Source organism: Polynucleobacter sp., assembly GCF_018500155.2.
Taxonomy (GTDB): Bacteria; Pseudomonadota; Gammaproteobacteria; order Burkholderiales; family Burkholderiaceae; genus Polynucleobacter.
Genome location: NZ_JAHBAK020000038.1, coordinates 1 through 5,021 on the forward strand (window position 1 = coordinate 1; position 5,021 = coordinate 5,021).

Below are 5,021 nucleotides of genomic sequence, written 5' to 3' on the forward strand. Positions count from 1 at the left end.
ACTTGAGAAACCAGCCCATCAACTTTGGCAATATCTGAAAGGTCCCATTGCAAAGGAAAAGCTTCTCCACCAGCCGCCTTAATGAGCTCAACTGATTGTTGCAAGTCTTCTAGATTGCGCCCTGTCACGGCAACCTTCACACCCTCTTTGGCAAGAGAAATTGCCATTGCCCGGCCCAGACCCCGACTAGAGGCCATGACTAAAGCGACTTTTCCCTGAATTCCTAAATCCATCTTGTCTCCACTAATCTATTTTTATTTTTTCATTGTTGCCAGCACATCAATCCAAGACCAGTTTTTGTTTAGCAACAACTTCCTTATACACCGCGTATTCTGCTTTTATTTCTTTTGCAAAAGCATCCGGTCCATTCACATTAATGATCGAACCTGTATCCTCAATACGCTTTTTCACTGCAGGATCGTTCACCACCACCTTGAGCGCAGCATAGTACTTGTCTACGACATCCTTTGGCATACCAGCGGGGCCTAACAATCCGTAGTAGGCCATGCGGTTGACTGGCGCAAGACCGACTTCAGCAAACGTCGGGACATTGGGCAGTTGCGCCAAACGCTTAGGCGCTGCAATCACGATAGGCACTAACTTACCATCCTTAATAAAAGGCAAGGATGACGGCAAGTTATCAAAAATCATAGAAACCTGTCCGCCCACTGTATCTGCCAATGCAGGACCAGCACCACGGTAAGGAATATGAACAATGAATACGCCAGTAAGGCTTTTAAATAACTCGGTTTGTAAATGTCCAATTCCGCCAGTGCCAGAACTTGAATAAGTGTACTTGCCAGGATTTGCTTTCAAGACTTCCATAAAGGTCTTGAAGTCTTTCGCAGGAAAGGATGGATTTACAGCAATGATGTTTGGAGTAGCGGCAATATTGCTAATCGCCGTGAAATCAGTAATGGGATCGTAGCCAATTTTAGGATTAATCGCTGGATTAGCAGCAGTGGTAGATACCGTTGCCATGCCTATCGTATAGCCATCTTTTGGTGCTCGCATCACTTCAAGGGCACCAATGGCTCCACCCCCACCCGCTTTGTTTTCGACGATCACTGGCTGTCCTAATTGACGACCCAATGCATCTCCTACAGCGCGCGCGATAATGTCAGTACTACCGCCTGGCGCAAACGGAACAATTAAACGGATTGGTTTAGTGGGGAAATTTTGAGCTTGCGCCGCAGCACTCAAACCGATGCCAACAGCAAATGCTGCCAAGAGACTTTTCAAAGAAATGGGCGAGGTGGTGAATTTCATATACTTACTGTCCTAATGGTTTTGGTAAATTACCTGCGTACTGATACAACTGTTCTTCATAGAGTTTAAAGATTTCAGCGAGTGCCTGCTGTTGACCAAGCACTAAGGCCTGCGGCGTATTGTCTTTAAGGGCTATACGCTTTGTGTACCGATTGGAACCAATTAAGGCGTTGGCTTTTCCAGCATTAGCAACCGATAAGTAAAACTCTACTGTCACGACCGCCTCAGGCTTCACTCGATAGTCTCCATAAAACTCACTCACATTAGCCTGTAAGGTGAAGAATGGGAAAAAGCTATTGCTTTGATTGAGTGCAGCAGAAAAGATATTGGCTTTATTAATCCATTCGCGCTGTGCATTGCCAATCATTTCTGCAGGTATAGATGCATATACATTGTAAAAATCTTTTTCATAGCGCTGATCACCAAGGCGATAGACCAAAGACTTGCCATCAAAAGGAGAGACCACATTTACCGCCCCTACTTTTAGCCAAAACTCCGTGCGCGGTTTGAATGCAGCGCCAGTCCTTTCAGGCGCAACCATCCAGGTTGTTGGTGTCACAGGTGCACGCGTCGGCAGTGAACAAGCAGTCAAAGTGGTTGCCAATATCAATGTAAATAGCTTGATCATTTTTGTACTCCGGACTCACTTTGTATGCCATTTAAGGGCAAGGTAATTTTGGGAGGCGGCTCGCTCCAAATCAAGCTCGAGGGCGATTGACTGGCAATCCGTGAAAATTCATTTAACTGCTCGCTAGTTTGCTTGAGATTCTCGATTGTCAATTGAGTATCTCCTTGCATGGATGTAATGGTTTGCCTTAATGCAACGATCGTACCCACCAATTCCCGCATGAGAATGCTCAGCTCGTCCTTATCGGTCACCTTGGCAATGCGTTCAAGGATGACATTGAGGTCTTTGACTGAGGCCACTAAGCCTTGATTATTCTTACCATCCCCTGCCATGAGCGTATTGAGGTTCACCAAGAGTGCATCAAACTTTTGTTGCGTACCATCGATATTGATTTCATTAATGCCATCAATCAGTTTTTGAATCCCGGAAATAATTTCATCCGCTTGATTTGGTAGAGATGGAACAACGGGGTACTCCGGAGTCCAGGAATACGGTAAATCACCATTGTCAGCAGCACTTTTTGGTGAGAAATCAAACTCAACATAATTCACGCCAGTAATACCCATCGATTTCACTCGGGCGCGCAAGCCATTATTCACAAACTCTTTCACCTGCTGTTCATCAATCGCATGGCCAAAAATCTGCATCCTAACAATGACATATTGGTGTCGATCATTAAATGGCTTATTTTTTTCATACACCTCCCCTGTGAGGCCAACCATACTAACTTGACCAATTTTGACACCCCGAAAGCGAACGGCAGCCCCCACATCTAAACCTGTGACCGATTGCTTGATGTAGGTTTCCACATAAAAGGACTTCTTAAATATCTGTCCTGAGCCGAAAATCAGGATCACTGATATCAATACGGCAATAGCCGCCAAGACAAACACTCCAAGACGGAAATAATTCGGATTTGAGTTATTACTCATGCTGCGTCCTTAGTCGTAATGCGATTAAAGAATTGATGTACACGTGGATCGGTACTGGTATCACGTAATACTTTGGGATCACCCTCGGCAATAATGCCCTTTGAGGCCTTATCTAACATAATCACTTTGTCAGCAATCGCATAAATACTTGCCAACTCGTGAGAAACGATCACAAAGGTAATGCCAAGGTTTTTGGATAAATCCATAATGGTCTGATCTAAATCGGCCGAGGTGATCGGATCAAGGCCTGCTGAAGGTTCATCTAGGAATAATATTTTGGGGTCTAGGGCCATTGCTCTGGCGATTGCCGCCCGCTTTTGCATACCGCCACTGATCTCACTAGGCATATAGGATTCGTAAGGCAAGAGCCCTACTAAATCTAATTTACAACGCGCTAACAGATTCATTTGATCTTGCGTGAGCTGGGTATATTCCTGCATAAACAAGGTGACGTTATCCAAAAGATTCATCGAGCCAAATAAGGCACCCTGTTGATACATCACGCCAAAGCTCGTCATGATTTTCTGACGCTCGGCTCCTTGGGCGGTCGTAATATTTTGACCTTCAATCAAAACATCACCCGATAAAGGTTGATATAAGCCAAAGAGGTTTTTCAGCAAGCTGGATTTACCGCAGCCTGAACCACCCAGAATGACAAAGATCTCGCCATTATTCACTGTAAAGTTGAGATCCTTCATCAGCACATTACTGCCATAACCCACGGTCAGGTTTTGCACATCAATAGCATATGGACTAGATGAGGTATTTGATGACGGAGTGAATGTGGTATTCATCAGAAGCCCGTCTTATAAGAAATCACGGCAAAAATGCCGTCAACAATCACAATCATCACAATACTGCTCACTACTGCACGCGTTGCCGAGATACCCACTGCTGCAGCACCAGTACCAGTTTGCATGCCACGCAAGCAACCCATTGCTGAGACAACCACACCAAACATCGTCGCTTTGACTAATCCTGAAAGGATATCTTCTACACTCACTGCGCTGAGCATGCCATTGTAAAAATTAATAAATGGAATGCCATAGATTTGCATGGTAAACATGGAAGCAACAATGCTGACGATGTCAGCATATAGCGTCAACACTGGAGCCACCAAGATTCCTGCGAGCACTCTAGGCACCACTAAAAAGCGCATAGGACTTAAACCACCTGATACCAGGGCATCCACTTCGCTATTGACCGTCATCGTGCCAATCTCTGCAGCAAAAGCAGCAGATGAACGACCCGCTAATAAGATCGCGGTGATTAGTGGCCCCATCTCGCGCACAATACCCAATGCTGCTAAAGGCCCAACAAAAGACACGGCGCCAAATTGCTTCATGCCAATGGCCGCCTGAAATGACAGAATCACACCAATTAAAAAGGAAACTAAGCCCACAATAGGAAGTGCAGCAATACCCGCCTCAACAGCAGCATTCACAAAGTCCCCCCAACGGACCTGTCTAATATGGCGCACTGACCAAAAAAGATCAGAGCTTAGGTGACCAGCAAAAGTGATTAAACCCGTTAAGTCCCCTAGGAGATTTTGGGTAGCCATGCCAGTACTCACCAAAAAATTTGGCTTTGACTTCACTACAGGCACAGGGAATAAATTTTTGATGGGATCAAATTCATTGAGCAAGGGTTGATAACGGGGATCAAGTCCTTGCAACACAAATTTGGCGCCCGCTTGTAGTTGCGCTTCTTCTACACCAATTAAAAACGCAATGCCTGCTCCATCAAGCGAAGTCACTGCGCTCGCATCAAAACACAGCGAGGCATTGGCAAGATTGTCTTTGGAAATGCTAGCTAACCAAGCATTTTGCGCATCCCGAATCTGCGTCCAAACTCCACCGAGCGTATACACATTCACCACCCCACTTAGTGCGACCTTGGCACTTTGGGAGTCAATCAGAGACCAAACTGCAACCGGTTGGCTAGAAGACTGAGAATCGGGCGAAATAGGGTCAGAAACGCTCATAATCAAACTATAAGGTATCAGCACAACAGCACCGGATGAAATGCCCCAAATTGAAACTAGAATGGAAAAGGGCCCAGTTTTTCAACTAGGCCCTATGTATGGTGGTGCGGCTGGCAGGAATTGAACCCACGACCCCTTGGTTCGTAGCCAAGTACTCTATCCAGCTGAGCTACAGCCGCAACAGCCATAATTATGCCATGGAAGAGAA

General features: G+C 45.6%; 6 protein-coding genes and 1 tRNA gene. All 7 read right to left on the reverse strand.

Annotation, left to right across the window (positions count from 1 at the left end; translation table 11 throughout):
* On the reverse strand, positions 1-233 hold a 233-nt coding region (locus KIH43_RS05005), incomplete at its 3' end, for an SDR family NAD(P)-dependent oxidoreductase (RefSeq protein WP_297718382.1).
* Positions 234-279: 46 nt separating this feature from the next.
* Entirely contained in the window at positions 280-1,269 is a 990-nt protein-coding gene (locus KIH43_RS05010) for a tripartite tricarboxylate transporter substrate binding protein BugE (protein WP_297718386.1), read from the reverse strand.
* Between the two features lie 4 nt (positions 1,270-1,273).
* Positions 1,274-1,897 carry an ABC-type transport auxiliary lipoprotein family protein gene (locus KIH43_RS05015; RefSeq protein WP_296970101.1) on the reverse strand — a complete coding sequence of 208 codons (624 nt, stop codon included), beginning with the start codon at positions 1,895-1,897 and terminating at the stop codon, positions 1,274-1,276.
* A complete protein-coding gene (locus tag KIH43_RS05020) occupies positions 1,894-2,829 on the reverse strand; it encodes an MlaD family protein (protein WP_296970099.1) in 936 nt (311 codons plus the stop codon). Before KIH43_RS05020 ends, KIH43_RS05015 begins: the two co-directional genes overlap by 4 nt.
* Positions 2,826-3,623, reverse strand: a complete 798-nt coding sequence (locus tag KIH43_RS05025; RefSeq protein WP_296970097.1) for an ATP-binding cassette domain-containing protein — start codon at positions 3,621-3,623, stop codon at positions 2,826-2,828. The genes KIH43_RS05020 and KIH43_RS05025 overlap by 4 nt, the downstream gene beginning before the upstream one ends.
* Positions 3,623-4,813: an ABC transporter permease gene (locus KIH43_RS05030; protein ID WP_297718391.1), complete on the reverse strand. Its 1,191-nt coding sequence runs from the start codon at positions 4,811-4,813 to the stop codon at positions 3,623-3,625. The genes KIH43_RS05025 and KIH43_RS05030 overlap by 1 nt, the downstream gene beginning before the upstream one ends.
* A 102-nt stretch (positions 4,814-4,915) precedes the next feature.
* Positions 4,916-4,992 (reverse strand) — tRNA-Arg (locus KIH43_RS05035).
* Positions 4,993-5,021: the final 29 nt, after the last annotated feature.